The organism is Larkinella punicea (genome assembly GCF_003334855.1).
In the GTDB taxonomy this organism is placed as follows: domain Bacteria; phylum Bacteroidota; class Bacteroidia; order Cytophagales; family Spirosomataceae; genus Larkinella; species Larkinella punicea.
The window spans coordinates 1-1,314 of sequence record NZ_QOWE01000055.1 but is presented as its reverse complement, the minus strand read 5'-3'; the positions used below and the strand labels follow the sequence as shown (position 1 = coordinate 1,314).

Genomic DNA, 1,314 nt, shown 5'->3' with positions numbered 1-1,314 from the left:
GAGACTGCTCGCTAAACTGTGTCAAGGGTGAATAAAAAGGAAAAAACCTTATTTTCACTATCATGAACAACGACTTCGATTTCGAGGCCTTCAAACAGGCCGCTATCAAAGGCCTTTACGAAGGCAAACCCTTAACAGGCGAAGGTGGGCTGTTTGCCCCTTTACTTAAACACTTCCTCGAATCAGCTTTAGAAGGCGAAATGAGCCACCATCTGGTTCAAACTCGTCTGCCTGAGCAAAATCGACGCAATGGTAAAACCAGCAAAAAAGTAAAAAGCAGTGCTGGTTTGCTGGACTTGCAAACGCCCCGAGACCGCACCGGTAGTTATCAGCCCCAATTAGTCCCTAAACGGCAAGTTGTACTGACTCCACAACTGGAACAGAAAATTCTCTCGCTCTACGGAATGGGTAGCAGCTACGCGGATATCAGCCAACATCTTTCAGAGATGTATGGCTACTCGCTATCCGACAGCGAGTTAACAGCCATTACCGACAAAGTAATCCCGGCCATGCGGGAGTGGCAAAATCGACCTTTGGAGAGCTTGTATGTATTGGTCTGGTTGGATGGTATCTACTACAAAGTTCGTCATGAAGGCCGGGTCGTGACCCGCGTCCTATACAGCGTCATTGGACTGAGTTTAGCGGGTCGTAAGCAGGTACTAGGGATTTACACAGCGGAGAGTGAATCGGCCAAGTTTTGGCTCTCAGTGCTAACTGACCTTAAGCAGCGCGGGGTCGAAGACATGCTGATCACCTGTGTGGATGGGCTCAAAGGGTTTGATACGGCTATTGCAACCGTTTTTCCAGCCGCCACCGTTCAACTCTGCATTGTCCATCAACTCCGTAATTCCTTTCGGTTTATCCCTGACAAATACCTCAAGAGCTTTGTTAAAGATATTAAGGGGGTATACCAGGCATCGGATCGTGAGCAAGCTATGGAGCAATTATTGCTGGTACAGGAAACCTGGGGGCAGCGTTATCCACAAGCCATTCAGCCTTGGTTGGACAAGTGGGAGTTACTTTCGCCTTACTTTGACTATCCGGCGGCTATCCGCAAGGTCATGTATACGACCAATACAGTTGAAGGCTACCATCGTCAATTGCGTAACGTAACCAAAACGAAAGGGGCTTTTCCCTCCGATATCGCTTTACAAAAACTGGTGTATTTGGTGATTCAAAATCTGCAAATCAAGTGGGAAACCACCACGTATAATTGGAAGGAGATCTTAGCCCAAGTTTCTATTATATTTACTGAACGAATTCAGCCACATCGCTTTGATTAAACCCACTGACACAGTTCAGCGAGCACTCCCA

Annotated in this window: 1 protein-coding gene; it reads left to right on the top strand. The window is 47.3% G+C overall.

Annotation, left to right across the window (positions count from 1 at the left end; translation table 11 throughout):
• The first annotated feature begins 62 nt into the window (after nucleotides 1-62).
• Nucleotides 63-1,283, top strand: a complete 1,221-nt coding sequence (locus DUE52_RS31975) for an IS256 family transposase (RefSeq protein WP_114410211.1) — start codon at nucleotides 63-65, stop codon at nucleotides 1,281-1,283.
• Nucleotides 1,284-1,314: the final 31 nt, after the last annotated feature.